Here is a 25,321-nt window from a genome sequence, read left to right on the forward strand (position 1 = left end):
ACTTGTTAGAAATGCATACATTTGTCCTTAAATTTACGTTAAAAAATTATATTTTTTACGTTGTTTTTTACGTTTTCTATCGTAGATTCCTGTTGAATGGATGATTATGATTATAATAACAGTGCCGGTAACGATATGCTGCGGCAGTACGATAAAGCGGGGGATTCTTTTTGAAGACAAAAAAAGTAACGATCACACATATCGCCCAGGCCATGGGCCTCTCGCCTGTATCGATCAGCCGGGCTCTCAGCAATCAAGCCGGAATCAGCGACGAGCTGAAGGCGGCCATAGTACGGAAAGCGGCGGAAATGGGCTATATCAAGCCTAAAAAGCATAAGCCTGCCCGAATTCTGGTGCTGCACCAGAAGCCCTATTCGCATGATAATAGCAATTTCAGCTACATGGTACAAGGGATTGAGCTCGCCTTGCAGAAGGCAGAGACCGATTACAGCATCGAGTTTCTGGATAAGGAGAATCAGAATAAGCTGATCCTGCCCTACCGTCTGAGCCGGGGCTTCAAGTTCGACGGGGTTATTCTGATCGGCCGGTTTAATCTGGAATATGCCTCGTTTATTCATGAGCAGATCCCGAATCTCATCTTCTACACCGGCTATTCACCGGCCTATGATTACGACAGTGTATGGTTCAGTTTCCTGGGCGCGGGTTATAAGCAGTGCAAATATCTGCTGGACCGGGGGCACCGCCGGATTGGTTTCATCGGAGATCCCAGTGCCTACCGAAACAAGGAAAAGAAAACCGGCATCACCTCTGCATTGGAAGAGCACGGGGTGCCTGTGGATGAGAAGCTTTTTCTGGGGCGGGATGAAACTCTTCCCCTGAGACTGTCCGCCCTTATTGCAGACGGCCAGCTGCCCAGTGCGTTCATCTGTGATCATGATTTCACTGCGGTTGAACTGCTTCGCGAGCTGCAGGAGCATGGCATCAAGGTGCCGGGAGAGGTGTCGGTGCTCAGCAGCGGCAATACCGAGGTCTCGGCCTTCTCACTGCCCGCTTTGACCACGATGGATCTGAATATCGAATATTCATGCCGCACGGTTGTTGCCACACTGCTGAAACGGATCGCCGAGCCCGGCAAGCCTGCCGAGAACATCGCCATTCTCAGCACACTGGTGGAGCGTGACTCCGTGCGGGAGCTGTGATTTTTAACATGTGTACTATACTTAACAAGGGTATTGTAAAGGTGGGAAACCAATGAATTCATCTGTATTACTGCGGTTCTTCAAGTCACGCAAGCTCAGCTACATTATAGGCTTCGTCTTCATGTTCGCCGCCTCCTTCATTCAAACGCTGTTCCCCAAGGTGCTTGGCAATGCGGTCGATCTGATGAAGAATAACGGTTTTGAGCCGGGGCAGGTGCTGACCCAGGTACTCTGGATGGTGCTGATTGCCGCTGTCGTCTTTATCTGTACCTTCCTCTGGAGAAATATCATTATCGCGAACGGGCGGAACCTGGAATGCTACATCCGTGAGGAGCTGTACCGGCATTTCCTGAAGCTCTCTCCCGGATTCTTCAGCAGCCGCAAGACCGGCGACCTGATTGCTTATGCCATCAACGACATTTCAGCAGTGCGCATGACCTTCGGTCCGGCTACGGCGATGTCTTTTAACGGAATTGTCATCTGTATCTCCTCGGTCTATTTCATGTTCGCATCAGTCAGCCCCAGCCTCACTCTGCTCACACTCTCCCCGCTGCCCTTCATCATCCTCCTAATGCTCTTCAGCGGCCGCAAGGTCCAGACCCGGTTCAGGATCGTTCAGAATCAGTTCGGCGCCGTCTCGGACAGGGTTCAGGAGAACATTTCAGGCATCCGCGTCATTAAGGCCTATGTGCAGGAACGCTCGGAAATGGAGAGATTCAGCGAACTGAGCAGCCGGATGAAACAGGGCAACCTGGACCTGATCAAAGTCTCCGCCGCACTTCCCGCGATGATCGAATTCGGCTTCGCTGTATGCTTCGTTATGAATCTGATGTTTGGAGGACGGATGGTGCTGCGGGGGGAGATCAGTATTGGTGACTTTGTCGCCTTCAATGGATACCTCAGTCTGATTGTAAGTCCTATTGTGTCGATCGGGCGGATCGTGACGATATTTCAGCGCGGGATGGCTTCTCTCGGAAGATTAAATGATATTCTGCGGGTTCAGCCCGAGATTACGGATCTGCCTCATGCTGTCCGGGTTCAGCCGGAAGGAGCTATGGAGCTGCGCCAGCTGACTTTCTGTTACGAAGGTTCCGATGCTCCGGCATTGCGGGATATTTCACTCGTTCTGCCAAAAGGACGCACGCTGGGAATCATCGGCAGGACCGGCTCCGGCAAAAGCACCCTGGCCTCCCTCCTCTTCCGCTTCTTCAATGTGGAGCCCGGGCACATTCTGCTGGATGGGCGGGATATTAACGATTACGCGCTGGACCCGCTGCGGGAGGGGCTCGGTGTTGTGCCGCAGGATACCTTCGTGTTCGCCGCTTCCGTGAAGGACAATATCGTCCTGTTCAAAGACGGCTACACGGACGCGGATGTGCAGCATGCCGCAGCACTCAGCCAAATTGCCGGAAGTATCGGAGAGTTCCCGGACGGCTATGACACTATGCTAGGTGAACGAGGCGTGAACCTGTCCGGCGGGCAGAAGCAGCGGCTCGCGATCGCGCGGGCCCTGATCCGCAAACCGGCCATCCTGATTCTGGACGATGCGCTGTCAGCGGTTGACGCTGTAACGGAAGGGCAGATTCTGAACAGCCTGCGGCAGACCCGCAAGGGCAAGAGCAACATCCTGATCTCCCACCGGGTATCGGGCATTATGGAAGCCGATGAGATTATCGTGCTGGATAAAGGGCGCATTGCCGAACGGGGCACCCATGAGCAGCTGCTGAAGAAAGGAGGCATGTATTATGACATCTATACCGAACAACTTGACGAAGGAGAGGTCTGCTAGCCGGGACAAATCTGAAGCTGGTGCAGTGAGGCTGCTGCTGCGGTTATCGGCCCCTTACAAGTTCCAGCTCCTGATTGCCTGTCTGTGCGTGGTGATCGTAAACGGCGCATTCCTGATTCAGCCGCTTATTCTGCAGCGCGTGATCGACCACTTCCTGATCGGAGGTGCCGCGCAGAGCGGACTGAATTCTATCGGCGGCTTAGCCCTGCTGTATGTGGCGGTAGCTGCAGCTGGCGGAATCTTCTCGTATCTCCAGGCGCTGATTGTGGGCAAAGCGGGACAGAGCCTGATCCATGAGCTGCGGGTCAGAGTATTCTCCATCATTGAACGGCTCCCCCTGCCTTATCTGGACCGGACTTCCTCCGGGCGGCTGATTACCAGGGCTACCAACGATACGGCCGAAATCAGCGAGCTATACACCGATGTCGTCATATCCCTGGTCAAGGATGTACTGCTTCTGCTGGGAATTATCTACGCCATGCTGCTGCTGAGCCCTTCTCTTACACTGGTTTCTTTTACCGTGATTCCAGTGATGGCCTTCCTGGTTCTCTTCATTAAGAACAAAATCAAAAAGAACTTCTTCCATATGAAGCACTTTATTGGACAGATTAACGGGTTCTTTGCCGAGAGCCTCTCCGGGATGCGGGTCATTCAGAGCTTCCGTGCCGAGCGGGAAAAAGAGGATCAATTCCTGAAGCTGAACGGGGAATATTTCAAAACCACCCTGATTCAGGTTCGTCTCAACAGTGTCCTCAAGCCGGCTTCGGATATGTTCCAGAGTCTGGCCGTAGCCATCCTGGTCTGGTTCAGCATCAGCCGGATCTCCGGCGGCACCCTGCAGATTGGTGTACTGTTTGCGTTCACGACGTATATCAAGCAATTCTTCAGCCCGATCTCCGATCTGGCTGACAAGTACACCTCCATACAATCCGCACTCGTATCCACAGAGCGTATCTATGAGCTGATCCGTGAGGAGGACCGCCTGGAGCAGCCGGATCGCGGCATATCGATGGACCGGCTGCATGGAACGATAGAGTTCCGCCACGTATGGTTCTCTTATAACGATGACGACTGGGTGCTGAAGGATGTCAGCTTCGTGATCGATAAAGGACAGACCGCCGCCTTCATCGGCGAGACCGGTGCCGGCAAAACGACGATCATCAGTCTGATCAACGGCTTCTACCGCGTGCAGAAAGGCGAGATTCTGATTGACGGGGTCAATGTGAACGATATCCGGCTGGATGATCTGCGGCGGAATATTTCCGTTGTGCTCCAGGATGTGTTCCTGTTCTCCGGCACAATCCGCTACAACATCACCCTCGGGGATGATATTGCAGAGGAAAACGTGCTGGAAGCCCTGCAGGCCTCCTGCGCGGAAGAGTTCGTGCTAGGTTCCCCCGGAGGCATCGAGGGGCCGGTCACCGAGCGTGGAGGCACCTTGTCCGCAGGCCAGCGGCAGCTCATCTCCTTCGCCCGGGCCATCGCCCATGATCCGGCGATCTTCGTGCTCGATGAAGCCACCGCCAACATCGACACGCACACGGAGAAGCTGATCCAGAAGGCGATCGACAATGTGGCCAACGGCAGAACGACGCTGATTATCGCCCACCGGCTGTCGACGATTGCCGGAGCGGATCTCATCATTGCGATGAAGGAAGGCCGGATATCCGAATCCGGACATCCCCGTGAGCTGCTCCAGCAGGGCGGATATTATGCCGAGCTGCTGGAGGAGAGCAGGAGTCATATGGTGAGTTCATGAACGCATTTGTAACTTCCGGGACATGCCCCTGTCCCGGAAGCGCTGTATAATTGGCTGATTGCACTTTCTGCAATAGAATCGGCGATTGTCTAAGCTAAATCCCATTCTGTTGCATTTCATACAATTGAATTCTGGAATTCCGTCCTAAAACACCTCTCTTGCTGAATTCTAATGTACGAAATGCAGCAGATTTTCCTTTCCGGCCGGTTATGGACTCATCTGATGTATAAACTTCCATGACGCCTCGGCGTCACCCCCTAGAATGAAAATAGGTACTCCCTATGTTTCTATACCTAAAACCTGGAAAAACTAAAGATAACAAATCTGTGGACGAGCATTTATTGGGGCCAAAAACCCTGTTGTATAAACTGTCCTATTGCGACTCTCAGGCACCGCCTATTGCACATCAAAGTGCGTGTATAAAATTCTAAACGAATGAGCGCATGATTTGTGAATTGACAGGAAAGTAGGATAGATTCATGGATGCTATACGTGAATGCTGTGCGGGTCTCGATGTTCATAACAAAACGGTTGTCGCTTGTATTCTAAACGGACCGCTGGACCACACTCCCCAAAAGCAAATCTCGACGTTCGGAACGACAACGCGTGAATTATTGCGGCTTCAGGACTGGCTTATCGCGAATCGGTGTCAGGAGGTAGCGATGGAGAGTACAGGGGTATTATGGAAACCGGTCTGGAATGTACTCGAATCGACGTGCGACATCGTCTTGGCGAATGCTCGGACGATTAAAAACATTCCTGGACGAAAAACCGATATGAACGATGCCTTTTGGATTGCGAAACTCCACCGGTGCGGATTGGTTCAAGCCAGTGTGGTCCTGCCCGAGCAGTTGCGGGATCTGCGGGACTGGACCCGGTACCGGGTGAAAATGGTCCAAGCGATCACGGCCGAAAAGAATCGGATTCATAAACTGCTGCAGGATGGAAATATTAAATTGTCCAGTTTCATCACGGATGTCTTTGGCGTATCGGGCCGCTTGTTGCTAGAGCAATTAATGGATGGCGAGGTGCTGGACGAAGAGCAGCTTCGCGGGCTCGTGAAGACAAAACTAAAGAAAAAAGTCCCTGAACTCATGGAAGCATTGAATGGGCGTGTGCGTCGTCATCATCGGGAGATGATGCGGCTTCACTGGGATCATCTGTTGTATCTGGAGAAGCAAATCGAGCAAGTGGAAGCCCGGATTGAATGCAAGCTAGCCCCATATGCCGAAGAACTGGAGTGGCTCGATTCGATCCCTGGGATTGAACGCAATACGGCTGCGGCTATTTTTGCTGAACTCGGTCCGGAGGTTCATAAGCGTTTCGAAACGGAGGAACAATTGACGTCTTGGGCAGGCGTCAGCCCGGGAAACAAGGAAAGTGCAGGAAGGAAATCTAAAACGAAATGTCTGCCGGGAAACAAGTTTTTGAAACGCGCGTTAACCCAGGCGGCATGGGCCAATGAGAAATCCTCCAATCGTATCGGTCAGCACTTTAGGCGGGTTCGAAAGCGGCGTGGAGACAAAAAAGCGTGTGTAGCCACGGCACATTTACTGGTAAAGATTATTTACAGTTTAATGAAAAACAGATCTGGATACGAAGAAAAAGACGTGCCGGAGAGCACGTCCAAGGAAAAGGCGTTAGCTTATTACTTGAAACAAATCGAAAAGTTAGGCTTAACGGTTCAAGTGACGTCCCCCGAAACGAGCTGATTTTTAAAAATCGCTCAATAATTGGGGTAGGGGGACTTTTTGCGCCTTTAAGAGTAAGTTTATCCCGAAAGAGTTACTTTTAAAACACGTACTAAGCTAATGCCTACTAAAGCCTACGTTTATTTTCGTATAAAAGTGCAATAGAACCGGAATCAGCCCGGCCTGAACTCCATTAGCCAACATCTGTGCTAGAAATCCCTCACACCACCAATCCCCCAAGCGGCTTATCGCTTGGGGGATTGGTCTGCGCACTTGTTCGGGTACGGATTGGAGGCATAGAGTCGATGGCTGCAGTGGGCAGCTTCCCGGTGTATACGGACTCAATTCTCGCCGGACACCGGCGCACAAAAAAGCTTAAAAAAAATACTAATAAATTATAAGAGAATAGAATGCAGGCGGGGCGTGGTTTTCTCCCTTTTTCATGGGCAAATCAGGGGGTTAGAAGGACCTGCCCCTCTATTGACTTTTCAATATATGGTAGTAAAATGATTAAACGTTACTAAATATAGTGTATATAAGAGAAAAGCCAATAAATCTAGTGAAATTGCCCATCATCATTTGTCAAGTAGAAATAGCTATATGTTATAGGAGGTTAGGGACCATGTTGATTGCTTACGATTCCAAGACGGGCAACGTCAAACGGTTCATCAATAAGCTGAAGCTGCCTGCTGTTCAAATCGAAGAGCATATGACGATCGACGAGCCTTACGTGCTTGTTACATACACCACCGGATTTGGGCAGATTCCAGAGAAGGTCTCTTCTTTCTTAGAGAAGAACCATTCCAGGCTCAAAGGCATCGCCGCGAGCGGCAACAAAAACTGGGGTGAGTTTTACGCGCATAGCGCAGATTTAATTGCACAGCGTTACAACGTACCGGTGGTCGGCAAGTTCGAGCTGTCAGGAACATTCGGGGACGTAGAACGCATAAAACAGGAGGTGAGCCGGGTTGCGGCATATTGAACTGAACAACATGTTGATGAAGAGAGACGAAAGCGGCTTTTTCCAGCTGGATAAAGACCAGGAGGCAGTAGCCGAGTTCATACGGGATGTGGAGCGGCGCAGCCTGACCTTCACAACTACCAAAGCGAAGATCGATTACATGATCGCCAATGATTACTACGAGGACCTGTATGACCGTTATTCCGCAGCTGAGATGGAGGATATCTACCGGATTGCCCACGAATATAACTTCCAGTTCCCTTCCTATATGGCGGCTTCCAAGTTCTACACAGACTATGCCGTCAAAAGCAATGACCGTAAGCAATACCTTGAGCATTACCCGGACCGCGTAGCTGTAGTGGCCCTGCATCTGGGACGCGGCAACGTGGAGACTGCCCGCACGCTGACCCGCTCGATGATGGAGCAGCGCCTGCAGCCGGCTACGCCGACCTTCCTCAATGCGGGCAAGAGCCGCCGCGGTGAGATGGTTTCCTGCTTCCTGCTGGAGATGGATGACTCGCTCAACTCGATTAACTATGTGCTGAACACCTGCATGCAGCTGTCCAAGATCGGCGGCGGTGTGGCGGTCAATCTGTCCAAGCTGCGCTCGCGCGGCGAGACCATCAAGGGCGTCGAGGATGCGGCCAAAGGCATCATGCCTGTCCTGAAGCTGATGGAAGACGGCTTCTCCTACGCAGACCAGATGGGCCAGCGCAAGGGTTCGGGTGCGGCTTACTATAATATTTTTGGCTGGGACGTACTGGAATTCCTGGACAGCAAGAAGATTAATGCCGATGAAAGAACACGCCTGAAGACGTTGTCTATAGGCCTGATCGTGCCTAACCGCTTCTACAAGCTGGCGCAGGATAATCAGCCGCTGCATGTATTCGCTCCTTATACTGTCTATCAGGCATATGGAACGCATCTGGATGACATGGATCTGGACATGATGTATGATACCCTGCTCGCTGATTCGCGCGTGAAGAAGAAGGTTGCCATGAGCGCACGCGACATGCTGACCAAAATCGCCATGATCCAGCTCGAATCGGGCTATCCATATATTATGAACAAGAGCAATGCCAATAACGCCCACGCCTTGCGTAATGTGGGTCAGATCAAAATGTCGAACCTGTGCACCGAGATTTTCCAGCTGCAGGAGACGTCAGAGATTAACAACTACGGAGAGCAGGATGCGATCCGCCGTGATATCAGCTGCAACCTGGCTTCCCTCAACATTGTGAATGTGATGGAGCATGGCAAGATTCGTGAATCCGTTCATGAAGGCATGCTCGCACTGACTGCAGTCAGCGATATGACTACGGTCTCCAATGCTCCGGGTGTGGCTAAAGCGAACAAAGAGATGCACTCCGTCGGCCTGGGTGTGATGAATCTGCACGGTTATTTTGCCAAGAACAAGATTGCTTATGAGAGTGAGCAGGCCCGCGATTTCGCCCGGACCTTCTTCATGACGATGAACTTCCATTCGATCGAAAAGAGTATGCAGATCGCAGCGGAGACTGGCGAGACCTTCCATGGCTTCGCAGAATCCGATTATGCGTCCGGCGTGTATTTCGACCGTTACCTGACCACGGACTACCGTCCGGTTACTGCAAGAGCGCAGGAGCTGTTCGAGGGCATCTATATTCCTACAACCGAGGACTGGAAGCAGCTGCGTGATGATGTGATGAAGAACGGCTTGTACCATGCCTACCGTCTGGCGATTGCGCCCACTGCGAGCATCTCTTACATCCAGAATGCCACGTCCAGCGTAATGCCGATTGTAGAACAGATCGAGACCCGCACGTATGCCAACTCGACCACCTACTATCCGATGCCTTACCTGCGTCCGGACAATGTATTCTTCTATAAATCTGCATACCAGATGGACCAGTTCAAGGTGATTGACCTGATTGCGGAAATTCAGCCTCATATCGACCAGGGTATCTCAACGGTCCTGCATGTGAACAGTGATGTAACGACCCGTGAGCTGGCCCGCTCTTACCTGTATGCGGCACACAAAGGGCTGAAATCCCTGTACTACACCCGGACCAATAAACTGTCTGTCGAGGAATGCCTGTCCTGCTCCATCTAAGAGCGGGCACAGGTACAGAAAGGGAGAATAAATCATTATGAGCGCAATCAAAGCCGTGAACTGGAACCGTCCCGACGACGACTACTCGCTGATGTTCTGGAATCAGAATATTATGCAGTTCTGGACCGACGACGAAATTCCATTATCCGATGACAAAATGTCCTGGCTCACGCTGAGCGAGATCGAAAAGGACTCTTATATGAAGGTGCTGGGCGGACTGACCCTGCTCGATACCATCCAGGGCGGCGTCGGCATGCCGCAGATTATGGAGCATGTGGACGGCTTGCAGCGCAAGGCGGTCCTCGGCTTCATGGGGATGATGGAGCAGATCCATGCCAAGTCTTACAGCAGTATTTTTACAACACTGGCTTCAACCGAGGAGATCGACGGCATCTTCCGCTGGGTGGAGGACAATACGTTCCTGCAATTCAAGGCCGAGACCATCTCGGAATATTACAAGAAGATCGAGTCGCCCAAAGACCTCTATCTGGCAATGGCTGCCTCTGTTCTGCTGGAAAGCTACTTGTTCTACAGCGGCTTCTTCTACCCGCTCTATCTGGCCGGCCAGGGCAAAATGACCTGCAGCGGCGAGATCATCGACCTGATCCTGCGGGATGAGAGCATCCACGGCGTCTACGTCGGCGTGCTCGCCCAGGAGATCTTCGAGGAGCTGTCCGAAGACGATCAGCGTGATGTCTACCAGACTCTGGTCGGACTGCTGCGTCTGCTGCATGCCAACGAGGAGCAGTACACCGAGCAAATCTACGCCCAGATCGGGCTTGTAGATGAAGTGAAGGCCTTCCTGCGCTACAACGCCAACAAGGCGATGATGAACCTGGGGCTTGATCCGCTGTTCGAAGAGGAAGAGATCAACCCGATCGTCCAGAACGGGATCAGCACCCACACCAAGCAGCATGACTTTTTCTCCAAAAAAGGCAACGGCTACGTCCGTGCGATGAACGTGGAGCCTTTGCGGGATGAGGATTTCCGGTTTTAGTATAAGCTGAGTCTAAGATGCTAACTTACAGCTCAGCCGTCACTACGGAGAATATTTGGACTTACGGCCGCTGTTGTATACAGATTTCCTGGTTATAACCGCTGTTCGCGGTAGAAATCCGTATACAAAGGCGGACGCTACCGCTCCTACAGTTCCAAAATCCCCCTCCGATCCTTCTTGCTTTTCGTTATATTCTTTGATTCAACTTATATAGGTTGTATTATAGATAGAGCACCCGTCAGCTGAGACAAGCTGACGGGGCTTTTTTGTGATATACCTTTTCAGTCCCCACAAAGGTCCTGAGTAAACATCGAAACCAAGCTCCACTTTTCGCTGAAACGGTACCGTCCCCAAAAGGATGGTAAAGCCGATTCTACTTATGAGACCATTTTGGTGTTGGGACGTAGGAGTAGGGATGGTTATTTTTACAAGAATGAGGTGTGACGAGTTGGCTATTCATTATCAGGAATATGGGGACCGGAGCGCGGATACTCTGATGCTCTTCTTACATGGCGGCGGTGTGAGCGGCTGGATGTGGGATCGGCAGGTGGGGGCTTTCGCCCGCTATCATTGCGCGGTTCCAGATCTGCCCGGACACGGGTTAAGTACGGAGGAGCCTGCATTCTCTATCCGCAGCAGCGCAGCAGAACTCCTCCAATGGATAGAAGACAACGCTGGCGGCAAGAAGGTTGTCGTTACAGGCTTTTCGCTGGGCGCACAGGTGTTGGTTCAAATGCTGAGTATAAGACCTGCACTCATCGACTATGCCATCATTAACAGTGCTTTGGTCAGACCGATCTCGTACGCTGCAAAGTTGATCGGACCTGCCGCCAGAATAACTTTTCCGCTGATTAAGTACCGATGGTTCTCCAGGCTTCAGGCTAAGACATTATATCTGGGCGATGAATACTTGGAGCGGTATTATGCCGAGAGCTGCCGGATGCAGCCTGAGACTCTGATCACAGTGCTGAAAGAGAATATGTCGTTCAGTATTCCAGCCGGGTTCAATGAGGCCGCAGGCAAAATATTGGTTACTGTAGGCGGGCAGGAAAAAGCTGTGATGAAGCATTCCGCCGAGGATCTTGTCGCTGCGAATCCCCACTGTGTTGGCGTGATAATTCCCGGGGTTGGGCACGGTGTCTCTCTGGCGAAGCCAGAGCTTTTCAACGGACTGGTGGAAGCCTGGATGCACGATAGGGATCTGCCCGAGGGATACATAAAAATTGCAGCCGATCCCCGCCTGAAATAATCTCTAGTTCAATGAACACCATCCATCCGGGATTCCAGCGCCGCCAGCACCATCTCTATAACATTCAGTGCCAGGATAAATCACGCGGTCAAGCTGACGAGCAGGCTACTACGGCGAGTCCATATACAATATCTTGGCAAAAAATCCGCTCTACACCTCAAGCTGAACACTTGTCCCTTCCGCTCCTGCATAATCAATGACCGTCCGCTTGGTGCTCAGATCAATATGTAGCGTGCAGCGCAGATCATCCTGGGTCCACTCCAGACGGACCTCATGGCTTGCCGATTCCAGTACACGGAAATCGCCGTTAAAGGCGCCGTATTCATTGCGGAACCGGATCAGGGCAAGCAGACGCTGGACTGCACTCTTGCCAAGGGCCTGCTCAATCTCGTCTATACTGAAGTTATGCCGGTTGATCTCCCGCCCTTCTCCTGTGCGGCGGACCTCTTCTTCATCGTTCTCTCCGGCCAGCAGCCCGACGTAATACACCTGCGGGATACCCGGTGCGAAGAACTGGATGGCACGGGCAGCCAGATAGGCATCATCGTCGCGGTTCAACAGGGAATAGTAGGAGCCGCGGATCTGGTGCACGTCGAACCCGTCCCCGGACTTGTGCTCGTCAGAGACGATCAGGCTCAGATTGGCTCCGCGCTCAAGACAGATATCGACCAGCTCCCGCGCTTCCTTCGTGTCGATCAATCCGTCGAGATCAGGCTTGACGGGGATGCCGTCATGGCAGTCCAGCATCGTGAACTGCTTCGCAGGACGCGTGATCAGGTATTCCTTGAGCGCATCCGCATTAGTATTAATGAGCGTATCGAGGATGCGGTAAGGCAGAATGAAGTCATAGATCCAGAAGCCGTGCTCCGCCAGCTTATATTGAATGCTGTAATGGGCATGAACCTCCGGCAGCAGCTCGATATCCAGCGAATCGGCCAGCTCCTTGATCCAGTCCAGGAAGCCGTATATTTCCGGCTCTACGAAGAAGCAGCTTGTACCCAGCTTCTTGATGATGTAACCTACGGCATCCAGCCGCACAATCTTGACGCTGTTGCTGCGGAAATTCTCAAAGATATCGGTTAGCAAACGCCTTACCTTGTCTGAATGAATGTCGAGGTCAATCTGCTCGGAAGGATCGGTTTTGCCGAAAGTCGTCCACACCTTCTCCTCTTCACCGGTTTCTTCAACAGTGAACGTGGAATACGGCAAGGGACGGCGGAGAAACATCTTGCCGATATCGGCTTGAACAGGCTGTCCGTCCGCCCAGACCTTGTCGAGGGTCAGGAACAAGTCCGCATAGGGCGAGCGTCTTCCCTGCTTCAGGAAATCCTGGAAATATGCCGACTGGCGGGAAATATGATTGACCATCACATCCAGCAGCACATCGTATTTCGCCCCGATCGCCCTGATGTCCTCCCAGGAACCGAAGGCAGGCTCAATCTCGAAATAGGTAAGCGGAGCGAAGCCCCGGTCTCCCGAGGACGGGAAGGGAGGGAGGATATGGATGCCGCCCTTGAAAATATCCGTAAAATGCTGATCCAGCACGCGGTTTAAGGCTTGCAGGCTCCCGCCCAGCGAGTCGGGATACGTAATCAATTGTACTTGATTGTGAATTGCCAATACTTTCGACCTCCTAGATTTGATATTTCGCCTTGAATATCTCAAGTGCCGGCAGCTCTACGACGGCCCCCGTATATTGCAGCTTATACGCACTGACCGCCAGCCCGAACTGCAGCGCTGTGCGCACCGTATATCCTTTGACTAGCGCCGTATAGAAGCCGGACCAGAAGGCATCTCCTGCCCCCGTCGTATCCGTCACCTGCGCAGCCAGCGTATCAAGCTTCACCGTTTCCCGGCCGTTTGAGACAAGCGCCCCGTCTTTGCCCAGCGTCAGAATGACCAGCTTCACGCCCAGGTCCAGGAACTTCTGCAGCTGATTCTCCGGCGTGTCCTTCCCGAACAGCCGCTCGGCATCGTCTTCCGACGGCTTGGCAATATCGACAAGCGGCAGGATCGATTGTATATATTTAACCCCGTCCTCCCTTGTATCCCATAATGCCGGATGGTAGTTGGGATCAAAGCAGACGAGGACCCCGTGCTGGCGGGCATCCCGGATCATCTGCTCCACCGCCGATCTTACCGGCTGCCTGGACAGAGGCCAGCTGGAGAAATGGACGATCTTCGTCCGGAGCAGGGCTGCGCGTAATTCCTCTGTGTAGGTGAGCCGGCAATCCGCTCCCCGGTAGAAGACCGGGATTGGCGTGGACCTGCTCTTGGTCACGACTACCAGACTGGTTGCTTCGTCCACAAGCTGTATACAGCTTGTATCCATATCCGCCCTGCTTAACTGCTCTACCAGAAACTGTCCAAGTCCATCCGTCCCCACTGCGGAGGCCGCAAGCGCGCGGATGCCCAGCCGTTTCGTATTCATGGCGATATTGGCCGGCGAGCCTCCGAAGTAGCGGCGATACGTGCCATTTTCAATAGAATCACCGTAATCGTCCGATATCATGTCCACCAGCAGTTCCCCGACAGTTAGAAGATCCAGGTCAGTCTCTTTAAATTCCACGGTATGCTCAAACTCAAACATGGGTATCCCCCCATTCATTCATCTATAGATACGGCTTTAGCTCAGCGCTCCTGGTTGTGCTTCTTGTAGGACATGGGAGAAGTCCCCGTCGCATTCTTAAACAGCTTGGAGAAGTAGAGGGAATCCGTGATGCCCACGGAAGCCGAAATCTCCTGAATATTGAGGTCCGTCTTCTGCAGCAGCACCTTGGCGTTCTGGATGCGGGTTTTGCTGATATATTCCGGGATCGAAATCCCGGTAATCCGCTTGAAGTAGCGGGACAGGTAGGAACGGCTGTAGTTGACATGCTTGCACAGCATATCCACATCAAGATGCATGTAATAATTCTGCTCAATAAAAAGAACAGCCTGCTGCACCACGCTTTCGGAGCCTGTCCGCATGCCGGCCTCACCGTAATGCTTCGCACCCTGCTCAACCAGATGGAAAATATGCAGCAGATAGCTGATGCACAGCAGCTGCCCGTCCCCGGCCTCCGGAAGCTCCTGGATCAGCAGCAGCATTTTGTTAATGATGGTATGCGTGGCAATTCCCGCGAGGCAGCAGTGATTAATATCCAGCCCCATCAGGCTCAGATAGTAAGGTATATGCTGGCCGCCAAAGGAGACCCACATGATTTCCCACGGGTCCTCCGGATCGGCATAGTAAAAATGCTTTTCCCTGGGAATCAGGATAAACATATCTCCCTCGTTCAGCATTTTGTTGACATGGTCGCCCTGGGTTAAATAGCCCTTGCCGCTGAGGACAAACACCATTTTATAGGTCTCCAGGACACGCGGGCCTACGACATGTTCTTTGCCGCACTTCCGGTGACCGGCCCAGGTAATATAGGCGGACTGCTCCATTTGTGTTTTGGTCGGTGTGTAAAAATGCTGTACAATATGATCTTTCATTTCCGTTTCACCCCAACAAGTTGCCGTAATTTAGGTCTCTCACTGTACAGCACCGCTTTTTCGTTGTCAACCGAACCCAAAAAGCCCCATAAAGGGGCTCAGCCCGGCAGCAGTCCGGTTATTCGGCCCCGGTAACCCACTGCTCCGTGAAGGAGATGAATTTCATCGTACGGCGGTTGCCGAAGGAATAGGCTGCATGCAGACTTCCGTCCGCAGCCTGCATGATGCACGGATATTCGTAGCGGCGGTTGCGGATTAAGTTCTTGTGCCCGCTGAAGCCTTCACCGGTCTCCACATGGCGGCGGTACGGCCAGGTTCTGCCCTCGTCCTCTGAAAGGGCTACAGTGACAGGACAGCGTTCAAACGGCCAGACGGTAATATCCGGCTTGTCATTGAAGCGCAGATCATTGTAGATTATGGCGAGCTTGCCGCTGGCAAGCTTGATGGCGGAAATGCTGGAGTTGTTGTTCGGCAGCTCAGTGCGTGCCGGTTCCGTCCAGGTCTCGCCGTTGTCGTCTGATTTCGCATAATAAATATTGTCCGCCGCACGGCTGCGGAACAGCCCGACCAGCTTCCCGGGCGCCATCTCAAGCACGTTGCAGTGCACACGGCCGCGGCTGCCGGGAACCTCGACGCTGCGCCAGGTGGCGCCCTCATCGTCGGAGATGTTCATGACTGTAATATCGCTGCCGTTGCGGGTATCGTCATTGAAGCAGATCCAGTTCTCGAAGATCCATCTTCCGCTGGAGAGAATCTGGATTTTCTGGCGGCAGAACGAGCCTTCACGCGCAAACATGACCTCCGCCTCCCCCCAGGTCAATCCGTTGTCCCTGGAAACCTTGCGGTAAATCTTGGAGGTATACTGCAGGTTGAACTCCGGCGGTTCGTCGGCCGTCCGGGCCCGCTGGGCCGTGTACATCACCCACAGCTCGCCGTTCGGATGAAGGAACAAGGACGGGTTCTGCTCACTGAAGCCGTTGTCATCGGAGATTCTCACCGCAGGCGTCCAGGCGTCTGCACCGGCATTCAGGCGGGACATCACGATGCTGACATCCGAGTTGCCTTCATCCGAGCCGGCAAACCAGACGCAGAGCAAATCGCCATTAGGCAGCTCCTGCAGGTCGCAGGCATGGCTGGTTTCGAAACCGCAGGGCAACAAAGATTCCACCAGTCCGAGCCGGCGGTTGAAATACAGCTTTCCGTCTTCCGTAAGGTCGTTCAATTCAATCATTGGATTATTTAACATCATGTGCTCCTTTGGTTAGCAGATTGTGGATTAGCGGATTGCGGGGGTTAACCGGACGGCTCCATGCAGGCAAGACAGGCTTACTTCACGGAACCGATCAGAATCCCTTTCTTGAAGTACTTCTGTACGAACGGATAGATCAGCACGATCGGCACCATCGCTACGAAGATAGCTGCAGCCTTCAGGTTGCCCGGGTTCAGCATTATGCCGTCCTGGATAATCGTGCGGAAGGCCGTATTGGAATCCCCTGAGCTGATGACCAGCCGTTTCAGCATGACCTGAATCGTCTGCAGGTTGGGATTCTGCAGGTAAATGAGCGGCATCAGATACTGGTTCCAGATAAACACGGCGTAGAATACGCCGATTGTGGCCAGAATCGGTTTGGATATAGGGAGAAAGACGCGGCTCATGACCTGGAAATCGTTGGCGCCATCGATTTTGGCTGCTTCCTCAAGCTCAGTCGGCAGACCGTCCAGGAAGGTCTTGGTAATAATCAGAAACTGCACATTGATTGCATTGGGAATGATCATAACCAGCCAGTTGTCCACGAAGCCAAGCTTGTTCAGGACGATATAGGCCGGAATAATTCCCGCTTCAAATACCCAGGTGAACACGAACAGGCTCATGATCAGAAAACGCCCTTTAATCTGCTTGCGGGACAATACATAGGCCGTCATATATGTCAGCAGAAGCGCAACAACGGTGCCGACTGCCGTATAGATGCCCGAATTCAGCAGACCGCGGAAAATGCCGAGGCTCGAATTCGTCAATATATATTGATAGGCTTCAAAGTTGGGGTTCTTCGGGAAGAACACGACGTCCCCTGAGGCGATGCTTCTTCCATCGCTGATAGACAGAAAGAATATATACAGGAAAGGATACGTGCAGATAAGAGCGATCAATAGCAGAAAAATATTGTTGCAGATGTCGAACAGGCTGATCTTTGTTCTCATCATCCTTCTCCTTTCTCAGAATAGCCGCGTATCGGAATATTTAGTGGACAACTTGTTGGTGCCGATAACCAGAACGTAGGCGACGAGGGATTTCAGCAGATTGACTGCTGTGCCGTAGCTGTATTCCGGGAATCCCGTGCTGGCGAAAGCCAGGCGGTAGACATAAGTCTGAATGACGTCAGCCGTCTCATAGACGCTTTGATTGTACATAAGCAGAATCCGGTCCAGATCGACCGTGAAAATGTTGCCGACGCTGATAATCAGCATGATGGCAATCGTCGGCTTAAGCGAGGGCAGCGTGATGTGCAGCATCTGCTGAAAGCGGCTGGCGCCGTCCAGTGAAGCCGATTCATAAATGGATGGATCAATAGCCGCCATTGCAGCAATATACACGATGGCCGAATAGCCGAAGGTCTGCCATACCTGAAGCAGCACATAGTTGCTGCGGAACCATCCCGGTTCAGCCATGAAATAGATGGTATCCAGGCCAAAGCGGGCCAGAATATCATTAACAAGGCCGGTCGAAGGCGAGAGCAGCGTGTACAGAATGCTGACCATAACAGCCGAAGAAATGAAATAAGGCAAAAAGCTCAGTGATTGCACGCTCCCTTTGATCCAGCGTACCCTTACCTCGTTCAGCAGGAGGGCGAACAGAATCGGAATGGGGAACGTGAATAAGAGGGAATAGAAGGCGAGAATAAGCGTGTTTTTGACAAGGGTCCAGATATACGGGTCCTCAAAGATACGCTGAAAATGCTCCAGACCGACAAAGGGACTGCCCAGAACCCCGCGGAAGGCGCTGAAATCCTGAAAAGCGATAACCATGCCGCCCAGAGGAGCCAGCTTGAACAATACCAGGCTGATCAAACCGGGCAACAGCATGAGCAGCAGCAGCTTGTTCGTATTCATATAGGCAAGAAACCGGCGCATCACCGTTTTACGGGGAAGAGGCGTCATTCCTTCACTTGTTATCACTTTGTCCACCACCCATTTGATCTGTAGTTAAATCCTGTATTAAGGAGCCGCGCCGTCCCTTCAAGCGGACAGCGCGGCCGGTGCTGCTGTTTATTTGTACATGGCGTCGTATGCTTCTTGCTGAAGGGCTACAATCTTCTTATAGCCTGCTGTTTCCATTTCGCCGAGGAAGGCATCCCATTCGCTCATCGGGCGTTTGCCATTGACGAATTCGGTGACTCCGGCGGTAACCGCCTCATTGACCTTAGCGGACAGATCAGCCAGCTGCTTGGCCTGCTCAGCCGTGTACGTTACCTGTACGCCGGTTTTCAAATTTTCATCCGTGAACAGCTCAAGTGCAGCATTGCGTACAAGCTCGGTGTTCCAGGAGTAGAATGCATCGTTGTCGATCGGCTTCACAAAGGTAAGACGGTCATTGAGGAAAGACCAGCGCGGTTCCCCGGCAGGCGTGGCCTCCTGCTCCGAGAAGTCCACGGTGTACTGCTTCTTTCCGCCCTCATCTTTATAGCTTTCCCCTTCAACGCCCCATGAAACAAGCGTTTGGCCTTCTTCGGAATACAGGTAATCCAGGAATTTGATAATCGTCTCCGCTTTGTCCTTACTGTCTGCATTAATAACCATTGCTCTCAAGGTGTTGTACTGGGTTTCTGTGGTCTGCACGGAAGGATTGCCGTTCAGATCTTTCAGATAAGGCAGGATGGCAATGTTATAGTCCGGATCGTTGTCCGGCCCGCCGTTATCCATGAACCACGATGGACGGGTCAGATAGTCATAGCTGATGGAGCCTTGTCCGGTCAGCATTTTGGATTCCCAGCTTTCCTCCGTGCCGGAGCCTGCTACCCATTCCGGATCGATCAGGCCTTCACTATAGAGCGTTTTGTACCACTCTACCATCTTCTTGTATCCGTCGGAATACAGGTCCGTGCCGGTTTTACCATTGGCGTACACACCTTTGGATATGCCGTCATCATAGCTCGCAGCGGCATTGAATGCGCTCTGGAAGCGGATATAGCCTTCACGGCCGACCATCGGATAGTAATTCTTATCATCCTTGCCATAATACGCTTTCAATTTACGCATCGCATCGGTCAGCTCATCAATCGTCTGCGGAGCCTTGGTAATGCCAGCCTTCTCAAAATGATCGGCGCGGTAGAAGATGAAGTCTGCAAAAAGCGGAGCCTCGGCAACCAGTCCATAAATTTGTCCGTCTTTATTGCTGATCAGCGTTTTGTAATTGGGGTTCTTCTCAATATAGCTCTTGATATTGGGTGCGAATTCATCAATATAGGGAGACAGATCGACAAACGCGCCTTGGGCCCCGTATACGGTAGCCTGCGAGACGGACACGATGCCTGAATCAGGGAAGGTGCGGCTGATAATTTTCTGGTCAACGGAAGCGTAATACTCATCGTCGTTGGAGCCGCCGGGAACAAATTCGACGGTCGTGCCGGTTGCCTTTTCCACGTATGGGTACCACTTGTCCTCCTGCAGCCAGTTAATAAATTTATCATGCATTAAATAAGAAAAGCTGCTGCTTCCTTCACCGCTCCCGCTTCCGTTGTCAGAGGTGTCCGGTTTGGCATTTTGTGAGCAGCCGGCCAGTACGGACCCGGACGCAAGCAGAGCGGCAAAGACCAAATAAAACGCTTTCTTTTTTCTCATTATTAGTTCCCCCTCATAGTGTAATCTGAAAAACTAGGAGTGTCTGTATGACTAGTATCTCACGACCCAAGTAGAATATTAATGCAAAAATAGCTATAACTCATGGAATATTGCGCACAAAATCTATTTTGTGCTACTCATTTTAAAAATGAGTTGCAATTTGCAATAGTATAGTTAAAAAAATTTACAGTAAGCCTCTATCCGCATAACCGGCCACCATCTTGCGTACTTCCTCCAGCGCCTGAGGGGTGAGCGGAGCCACAGGCCGCCGGGCCGGACCTGCCGGCAAGCCGATTTCATCCAGCACAGCCTTCAGCACTGAAGGCAGGGTGCCCAGTGCGAAGGCGGCACGCAACTCACGGAGGACGCGCTGCGCCTGCTCGGCCTGCTCATATTCGCCGCGGAGCCAATGCTCGTAAATCGCCACCACCGTCCCGGGGAAAATATTGGCCGTTGCAGCGATAGCCCCCGCGCCTCCAGCCATGAGCGTGGATAAGATAAGCGAATCCGTTCCGGCAAGCACGGAGAAGGATTCCGGTGTGCGGTCGATCAATTGCAGGATGTTATCGAAGCTGCCGCTGCTGTCTTTGATGCCTACGATATTCGGCAATTCTGCAAGCCTGGATACAGTCTGAATGCTAAGGGTATTGCTTGTACGGGCCGGAATCGTGTACAGTACGATGGGCAGCGAGGTCTCGCCTGCTACAGCTTCAAAATGGTATTGCAGTTCCGCCTGCGTGTAGGTCAGGAAATAAGGCGTAATCACAGAAAGCGCATCCGCCCCCGCCTGCTCCAGTTTTTGCGCAAGGCGGCGGGTCTCGCCCGTTCCGGAGCAGCCTGCCCCGGCATACACAGGCACGCGGCCCCGTACCTCATCGATGACGATTTGCGCTACCGCCAGCTTTTCTTCAAAAGAAAGATTAAAGAATTCGCCGTTGGTTCCCAGACAGAACAGGCCGTGTACCCCGGCATCAATATAACGGTTGACCATCTTCCGCAGCGCCTTCTCATCAAGCTCCTCCCGCTGATTCAGCGGAGTGACCATAGCAGGTATAATCCCCTTCACTTCCAGCATGCTCTCCCGTCCTTTCCTATTGAATTCAGAATATAATTTATATGCCTTGCGGGGCCAGCTCCACAGCGGAGTGAAGCGCCGCCAGCATGCTTCTCTCATCGGCAACACCCGTTCCCGCGATATCAAAAGCCGTGCCGTGATCAACGGAAGTACGGATGATGCCGCCCTTCAAGCCAATAGTGATATTAACGCCAGCTTCGATACCCAGCACCTTGATCGGCGTATGCCCCTGGTCGTGGTAGCAGGCGACGACGATATCAAAGTCTCCCCGCATCGCTCTATAAAAAAGTGTGTCCGCCGGAGCCGGACCAAATACATCCATCCCTTCCGCACGCGCCTTCTCCACGGCCGGAAGCAGCTTCTCTTCTTCCTCCCCGTTCCCGAACAAGCCGTTCTCCCCGGCATGCGGATTGATTCCGCATAAGGCAATGCGCGGATGCTCATTGCCCGCTGTCCGCAGCACCTGATCCGCCAGTTTCAGCACATTGTACGTCCGCTCCGGCGTAATCATCTCCACGGCCTTGATCAGCCCGACATGGGTCGTCAGGTGAATGACCTTGAGGCGGTCGGTGGACAGCATCATTGAGAAATCCTCCGTCTCCGTCAGCTTAGCCAGAATTTCGGTATGGCCGGGATAGAGATGCCCTCCCTTGTGGAGCGCCTCCTTATTCAGCGGAGCGGTACAAATCGCCTGGACTTCACCGGCCTTAGCCAGTTCAACAGCCTTGGCAATATAATGAAACGCCGCATTGCCTGCCGCTGCAGACAATTGGCCGAAAGCTACAGCGTCCGGAAGGAGATCCAGGCTGATGCAATCAATGGTGCCTTGCCGGAATAACGCCTCCGAGGCTCCGGCTACCGGGCGGATAACCATTTCATCCCGGCCGGAGACGGCGGCTGCCCGCTCTAGCGTTCCGGCATCGCCGATGACGACCGGCCGGCACATCTCATAAACTTCAGGGTGCGATAACGCTTTGACAATAATTTCAGGCCCGATTCCGGCTGCATCCCCCATCGTAATGGCAATAATTGGCTTCATAATGTCCCACCTTTCTGCAGAGCCTTCACGGAGCGGACCAGTACCTGATCGCTTCCGAAAGCCCCCGCTTTCGTAATGATATATCTGCCGGATTCGCCCGGCGTCCTCCCTAGCGGGACTCCGTTCTCCACCTCATCAATGAGCTTGATCTCCACATCGCTTAAATGGTGGCAGACCTGCTTCGCGGTATCGCCTCCGGTGAGCACCATATGGCGGATTCCGCATTCGGCGATAATATCGGCGGCCACGCGGCCAAGCGCCGCGCTGATGCGCTCGCCCACTTCCGTAGCGCTCAGGCCGCCGGCGCGGCCAAGCTCACGGACCCGTTCGACCTCGTCCGGATCGCCAGGCGTATAGAGCGCCACATGCTTCAGTTCCTGTGAGAGAATACCGGTTGCAAGCTCACGGACCCGGCTCAATTCCTTGCCGCATGAGCCCGGGAAGAGCAGCTTATCCGATTCAACGGCGATAGCGGAGACAGTCTCCTGTTTCACCAGTTCGGTCAGCTGGCGGCGGGACAACGGGTTGACACTGCCGACAACAATAAGCACACTATTCGGATCGTTATACAAGACATTATTGCAGGCCGTAGCCGGTGTTTGGCCTGACTTCTCCGGTATAACTCCCGCCTGCTCCGAAGCTTCCCTGAGGCTGAGAAGAATTTGCGTCGTCAGGGCACCTGCCAGGCCCGCCGATCCGGCCCATACCACTTTCGGATGTTCCGGTCCTTGGGGGAATAACGAAACGATCAAGGCCAGATCCTCTTCCTGCTCCGCATCGAACACAAGATAGGGAATGCCTGAGTGGCGGTATCCGGCAATCCGCTTATCAAGCGCAGCCCGCTCTCCTCTCAGCCCGTCCAGCGAAACAAGGGCTGCCGGATAACGGCTCTGCCGCTCAAGAATCGCAGAGAAGGCTGATTCCGTCGCCGGGTGCTTAGGATCAAGAGCCATCTCCGTCTCGTGCAGCGGCATTCCGTTCACATACATAATTCCGTCTGTCATTGTGCGCCCGACCCCGGGAAAGGAAGGAGCGATAATTATAAAATCAGGCTGCAGCGTCTCATAGACCGCATCCAGCTCACTGCCGATATTCCCCCGCAGCGTGGAATCAAACTTTTTGTAGATAACCGGAGAGGAAGCATCTCCGCCGCGCCCCAGAAACAGGCATACATCCCTGACCTTCTGATAAGCCTCCAGGGGCGGAAGAGAGCGGCTGTCGGTATCAAATACAACGGCCTCCTGTTTGCCGCCGCCCGTCTTCAGCTCCAGCAGCACAGAAGTGGCCAAGCCCTGGCGGGCCATTTGCACCCCCGTATCGTTCGCCCCGGTCAAGTCATCCGCGATGACGGCGATGTTCATTTTCTAACCCCCTCCATCAAGCAGCAATTACACAAGTAGCAGGAACGCTGCTCCAGGGAGCAGCTGCCCTGTCAGTTTTCTTTCAATTTACGCCACAGCGTCGAACGGTTGATGCCAAGCCGCTTGGCGGCCAGCGACTGGTTCATATTCTCCTGCTCCAGAACGGTCCGGATGATGTCCTGTTCGATGTTCTCCAGCGGCTGATACAGGTTCAATCCTTCCCTGCCGGGCACCGGTGCCAGCCCTCTGCGTGCCTTCCGGCTTCCTTCCTCCAGCATTCCAAGCGCTTCCCGTTCGATAAATGCCCCCTCCGCCGACGATACAAAGAGTTCCATCACCGTGCGCAGTTCGGTAAAATTACCTTGCCACGGCTGTGCGAGAAGGACATCCATCACGTCACCCCGGATACCGGCGATCTGCTTGCCCTGGCGCTCGTTCGTCCAGATGAGGCAGGCACGGATGCTGCGTTCCAGCCAGGCTGTATCCCGAAGGGCCGGAAGCGGGGTACTCCGGTTCTGAAAGCTGCGCAGCAGCTTGCCGGCCAGGCGTTCCTCCGCAGCGAGCACCTCCGGGTCTTTATCAAACAGAAATACCGTCTTCATCTTGCGCTTGATAATGAACTCAGCGAGCTCTCTCTGCTGCTTGGGGGAGAGAATTTCCGTCCCTTCTATGGCGGTGATACGCCCGCCGCCGTACAGCATCAGCTCCATGACAGCCTTCAGCACCTCTTCCGACGATTTGCGGATATTGAGGTAAAGAATGCCGTCTCTGGATTCAGAGAGGCTGGCGTTGATAACGTAACGCTTGCGCCCGCTGCCTTTTTCGCCGTATACAGCTGCGGGATAAGCCAGAGAATCCGTCTTCTGCCCGCCTTCTTCCTGGTGGGAGAAGTAAGGGGCTTCCGCCAGAAGGTAACTCGCCGCCAGACCGCTGTGTTCCGGCTTTTCCTCCGATGCGACCAGCATATACAGCTGGCGTTCATCTGCGCCGGGCAGCACTTGCGCCTGCACATACAAACCCTGCTCAGGCTCATATACGGCGGTCACCCCGTCGAAGTCTGCCCCCCTGGCGGCATCCCTGAGCATCTCCCTCAGACCCGGATACATGGTATACAGCGTATCTGCCGTTTGAGGGAGCTTCAGCAGATGCTTGAACGAAGGATTGGAGAACTCCAGTCTGCCGCCTTGGTCCACTGCAGCATATCCGCCCTGCAGCTTGCCCAGCATCGCCTCGTACATTTCATTCTTGCTCTTCAGCTTCTCGGACGATTTATAGAGCTGCCCGGCCCGCGAGAACGCTTCCATTAAAGACTCTTTGCCGGAGGTAATTAACACGCCCTGCAGTCCGCTCTCTGCCGCCATTTTGACTGTGATGCTGTCGCCAATGACCACCTGAATGCCTCTTGCCTTGGCATCTGCCAGGGCAGCGCCGGCCTCCTGCTCCTGATGAATAACCGTGTATGAAATATCAACCTCCATCAAGCTGGAAACGGACATAAATCCTTCAATGATATTGGGAAATCCGATCATTTCACATTTAGCGTTATATCCCTTGGCCAGTGTAAGAATCCGCAAGATATCGAATCCGGAAATGGGAATTTCCACAACCGGCAGATAGGAATGCTTCTGCAGCAGCTTCGCCGTTCCGCCTCTGCTGATAATGACATCGTAGCCTTCCGTGTGAATGCGGCCGATCAGCGGCAGCACCCTCGACAAATCCCCATGCTCTACTACAATTTCAAACTCCTGCAGCTCATTCTGCAAGCTTAGCGTTAATTCAGATAACCCCGGGTAAGGAGCAATAACGATGGCTTTAATTTTCATGCAGCTATT

Annotated in this window: 19 protein-coding genes; 8 read left to right on the top strand and 11 right to left on the bottom strand. The window is 53.0% G+C overall.

What is annotated here, in order from left to right; genetic code table 11:
- The first annotated feature begins 170 nt into the window (after positions 1-170).
- The 8 genes from PBOR_RS26660 (at position 171) to PBOR_RS26695 (ending at position 11,698) form a co-directional block, all read left to right on the top strand.
- A complete protein-coding gene (locus PBOR_RS26660; protein WP_042216888.1) occupies positions 171-1,160 on the top strand; it encodes a LacI family DNA-binding transcriptional regulator in 990 nt (329 codons plus the stop codon).
- Positions 1,161-1,212: 52 nt separating this feature from the next.
- On the top strand, positions 1,213-2,949 hold the full coding sequence (locus PBOR_RS26665; RefSeq protein ID WP_042216889.1) for an ABC transporter ATP-binding protein: 1,737 nt from the start codon (positions 1,213-1,215) through the stop codon (positions 2,947-2,949).
- The gene (locus PBOR_RS26670) at positions 2,906-4,708 is read left to right on the top strand and encodes an ABC transporter ATP-binding protein (protein ID WP_042216891.1); all 1,803 of its coding nucleotides are present in this window, start codon (positions 2,906-2,908) and stop codon (positions 4,706-4,708) included. Before PBOR_RS26665 ends, PBOR_RS26670 begins: the two co-directional genes overlap by 44 nt.
- A 479-nt stretch (positions 4,709-5,187) precedes the next feature.
- Entirely contained in the window at positions 5,188-6,420 is a 1,233-nt protein-coding gene (locus PBOR_RS26675; protein WP_042216893.1) for an IS110 family RNA-guided transposase, read from the top strand.
- A 601-nt stretch (positions 6,421-7,021) separates the two neighbouring features.
- The gene (gene nrdI / locus PBOR_RS26680; protein WP_042216894.1) at positions 7,022-7,381 is read left to right on the top strand and encodes a class Ib ribonucleoside-diphosphate reductase assembly flavoprotein NrdI; all 360 of its coding nucleotides are present in this window, start codon (positions 7,022-7,024) and stop codon (positions 7,379-7,381) included.
- Entirely contained in the window at positions 7,368-9,452 is a 2,085-nt protein-coding gene (gene nrdE, locus PBOR_RS26685; protein WP_042216896.1) for a class 1b ribonucleoside-diphosphate reductase subunit alpha, read from the top strand. The genes nrdI and nrdE overlap by 14 nt, the downstream gene beginning before the upstream one ends.
- A gap of 37 nt (positions 9,453-9,489) precedes the next feature.
- A complete protein-coding gene (gene nrdF, locus PBOR_RS26690) occupies positions 9,490-10,449 on the top strand; it encodes a class 1b ribonucleoside-diphosphate reductase subunit beta (protein WP_042216898.1) in 960 nt (319 codons plus the stop codon).
- A 448-nt stretch (positions 10,450-10,897) separates the two neighbouring features.
- Positions 10,898-11,698 (top strand): alpha/beta fold hydrolase, encoded by an 801-nt coding sequence (locus PBOR_RS26695; RefSeq protein ID WP_042216900.1) that lies wholly within the window; start codon positions 10,898-10,900, stop codon positions 11,696-11,698.
- Between the two features lie 150 nt (positions 11,699-11,848).
- Here the strand turns inward: PBOR_RS26695 and gtfA are convergent, their stop codons facing one another.
- From gtfA to PBOR_RS26750, 11 genes are all read right to left on the bottom strand, one after another.
- A complete protein-coding gene (gtfA, locus tag PBOR_RS26700; protein ID WP_042216902.1) occupies positions 11,849-13,318 on the bottom strand; it encodes a sucrose phosphorylase in 1,470 nt (489 codons plus the stop codon).
- Positions 13,319-13,331: 13 nt separating this feature from the next.
- Entirely contained in the window at positions 13,332-14,288 is a 957-nt protein-coding gene (locus PBOR_RS26705; protein WP_042216903.1) for a carbohydrate kinase family protein, read from the bottom strand.
- A gap of 41 nt (positions 14,289-14,329) precedes the next feature.
- A complete protein-coding gene (locus PBOR_RS26710) occupies positions 14,330-15,178 on the bottom strand; it encodes an AraC family transcriptional regulator (protein ID WP_042216905.1) in 849 nt (282 codons plus the stop codon).
- A gap of 118 nt (positions 15,179-15,296) precedes the next feature.
- Positions 15,297-16,409 (bottom strand): sialidase family protein, encoded by a 1,113-nt coding sequence (locus PBOR_RS26715; protein ID WP_042219971.1) that lies wholly within the window; start codon positions 16,407-16,409, stop codon positions 15,297-15,299.
- A gap of 95 nt (positions 16,410-16,504) precedes the next feature.
- A complete protein-coding gene (locus PBOR_RS26720) occupies positions 16,505-17,380 on the bottom strand; it encodes a carbohydrate ABC transporter permease (protein ID WP_052429645.1) in 876 nt (291 codons plus the stop codon).
- Positions 17,381-17,392: 12 nt separating this feature from the next.
- The gene (locus PBOR_RS26725; RefSeq protein ID WP_218918864.1) at positions 17,393-18,352 is read right to left on the bottom strand and encodes an ABC transporter permease; all 960 of its coding nucleotides are present in this window, start codon (positions 18,350-18,352) and stop codon (positions 17,393-17,395) included.
- Positions 18,353-18,442: 90 nt separating this feature from the next.
- Positions 18,443-20,014, bottom strand: coding sequence for a type 2 periplasmic-binding domain-containing protein (locus tag PBOR_RS26730; RefSeq protein ID WP_042216909.1), 1,572 nt, complete (start codon positions 20,012-20,014; stop codon positions 18,443-18,445).
- 184 nt (positions 20,015-20,198) lie between these two features.
- Positions 20,199-21,089, bottom strand: a complete 891-nt coding sequence (gene dapA, locus PBOR_RS26735; protein ID WP_081972196.1) for a 4-hydroxy-tetrahydrodipicolinate synthase — start codon at positions 21,087-21,089, stop codon at positions 20,199-20,201.
- A 37-nt stretch (positions 21,090-21,126) separates the two neighbouring features.
- Complete coding sequence (gene pdxA, locus PBOR_RS26740) at positions 21,127-22,128, bottom strand: 4-hydroxythreonine-4-phosphate dehydrogenase PdxA (RefSeq protein ID WP_042216910.1); 1,002 nt, start codon at positions 22,126-22,128, stop codon at positions 21,127-21,129.
- The gene (locus PBOR_RS26745; protein WP_042216912.1) at positions 22,125-23,489 is read right to left on the bottom strand and encodes a four-carbon acid sugar kinase family protein; all 1,365 of its coding nucleotides are present in this window, start codon (positions 23,487-23,489) and stop codon (positions 22,125-22,127) included. The genes pdxA and PBOR_RS26745 overlap by 4 nt, the downstream gene beginning before the upstream one ends.
- Positions 23,490-23,560: 71 nt before the next feature.
- Complete coding sequence (locus tag PBOR_RS26750) at positions 23,561-25,312, bottom strand: sigma-54-dependent transcriptional regulator (RefSeq protein ID WP_042216913.1); 1,752 nt, start codon at positions 25,310-25,312, stop codon at positions 23,561-23,563.
- Between the last annotated feature and the right edge of the window lie 9 nt (positions 25,313-25,321).

The sequence above is a fragment of the Paenibacillus borealis genome (assembly GCF_000758665.1).
GTDB lineage: Bacteria > Bacillota > Bacilli > Paenibacillales > Paenibacillaceae > Paenibacillus_AQ > Paenibacillus_AQ borealis.

What these genes read in the sequence shown, in the direction of transcription:
- PBOR_RS26665 (WP_042216889.1), top strand. Translation starts at nt 1,213, where the DNA reads ATGAATTCATCTGTATTACTGCGGTTCTTCAAGTCACGCAAGCTCAGC.
- pdxA (WP_042216910.1), bottom strand. Translation starts at nt 22,128, where the DNA reads ATGAAGCCAATTATTGCCATTACGATGGGGGATGCAGCCGGAATCGGG.
- PBOR_RS26720 (WP_052429645.1), bottom strand. Translation starts at nt 17,380, where the DNA reads ATGATGAGAACAAAGATCAGCCTGTTCGACATCTGCAACAATATTTTT.
- nrdI (WP_042216894.1), top strand. Translation starts at nt 7,022, where the DNA reads ATGTTGATTGCTTACGATTCCAAGACGGGCAACGTCAAACGGTTCATC.
- PBOR_RS26715 (WP_042219971.1), bottom strand. Translation starts at nt 16,409, where the DNA reads ATGATTGAATTGAACGACCTTACGGAAGACGGAAAGCTGTATTTCAAC.
- PBOR_RS26750 (WP_042216913.1), bottom strand. Translation starts at nt 25,312, where the DNA reads ATGAAAATTAAAGCCATCGTTATTGCTCCTTACCCGGGGTTATCTGAA.
- nrdF (WP_042216898.1), top strand. Translation starts at nt 9,490, where the DNA reads ATGAGCGCAATCAAAGCCGTGAACTGGAACCGTCCCGACGACGACTAC.
- PBOR_RS26705 (WP_042216903.1), bottom strand. Translation starts at nt 14,288, where the DNA reads ATGTTTGAGTTTGAGCATACCGTGGAATTTAAAGAGACTGACCTGGAT.
- PBOR_RS26730 (WP_042216909.1), bottom strand. Translation starts at nt 20,014, where the DNA reads ATGAGAAAAAAGAAAGCGTTTTATTTGGTCTTTGCCGCTCTGCTTGCG.
- PBOR_RS26710 (WP_042216905.1), bottom strand. Translation starts at nt 15,178, where the DNA reads ATGAAAGATCATATTGTACAGCATTTTTACACACCGACCAAAACACAA.
- dapA (WP_081972196.1), bottom strand. Translation starts at nt 21,089, where the DNA reads ATGCTGGAAGTGAAGGGGATTATACCTGCTATGGTCACTCCGCTGAAT.
- PBOR_RS26670 (WP_042216891.1), top strand. Translation starts at nt 2,906, where the DNA reads ATGACATCTATACCGAACAACTTGACGAAGGAGAGGTCTGCTAGCCGG.
- PBOR_RS26675 (WP_042216893.1), top strand. Translation starts at nt 5,188, where the DNA reads ATGGATGCTATACGTGAATGCTGTGCGGGTCTCGATGTTCATAACAAA.
- PBOR_RS26745 (WP_042216912.1), bottom strand. Translation starts at nt 23,489, where the DNA reads ATGAACATCGCCGTCATCGCGGATGACTTGACCGGGGCGAACGATACG.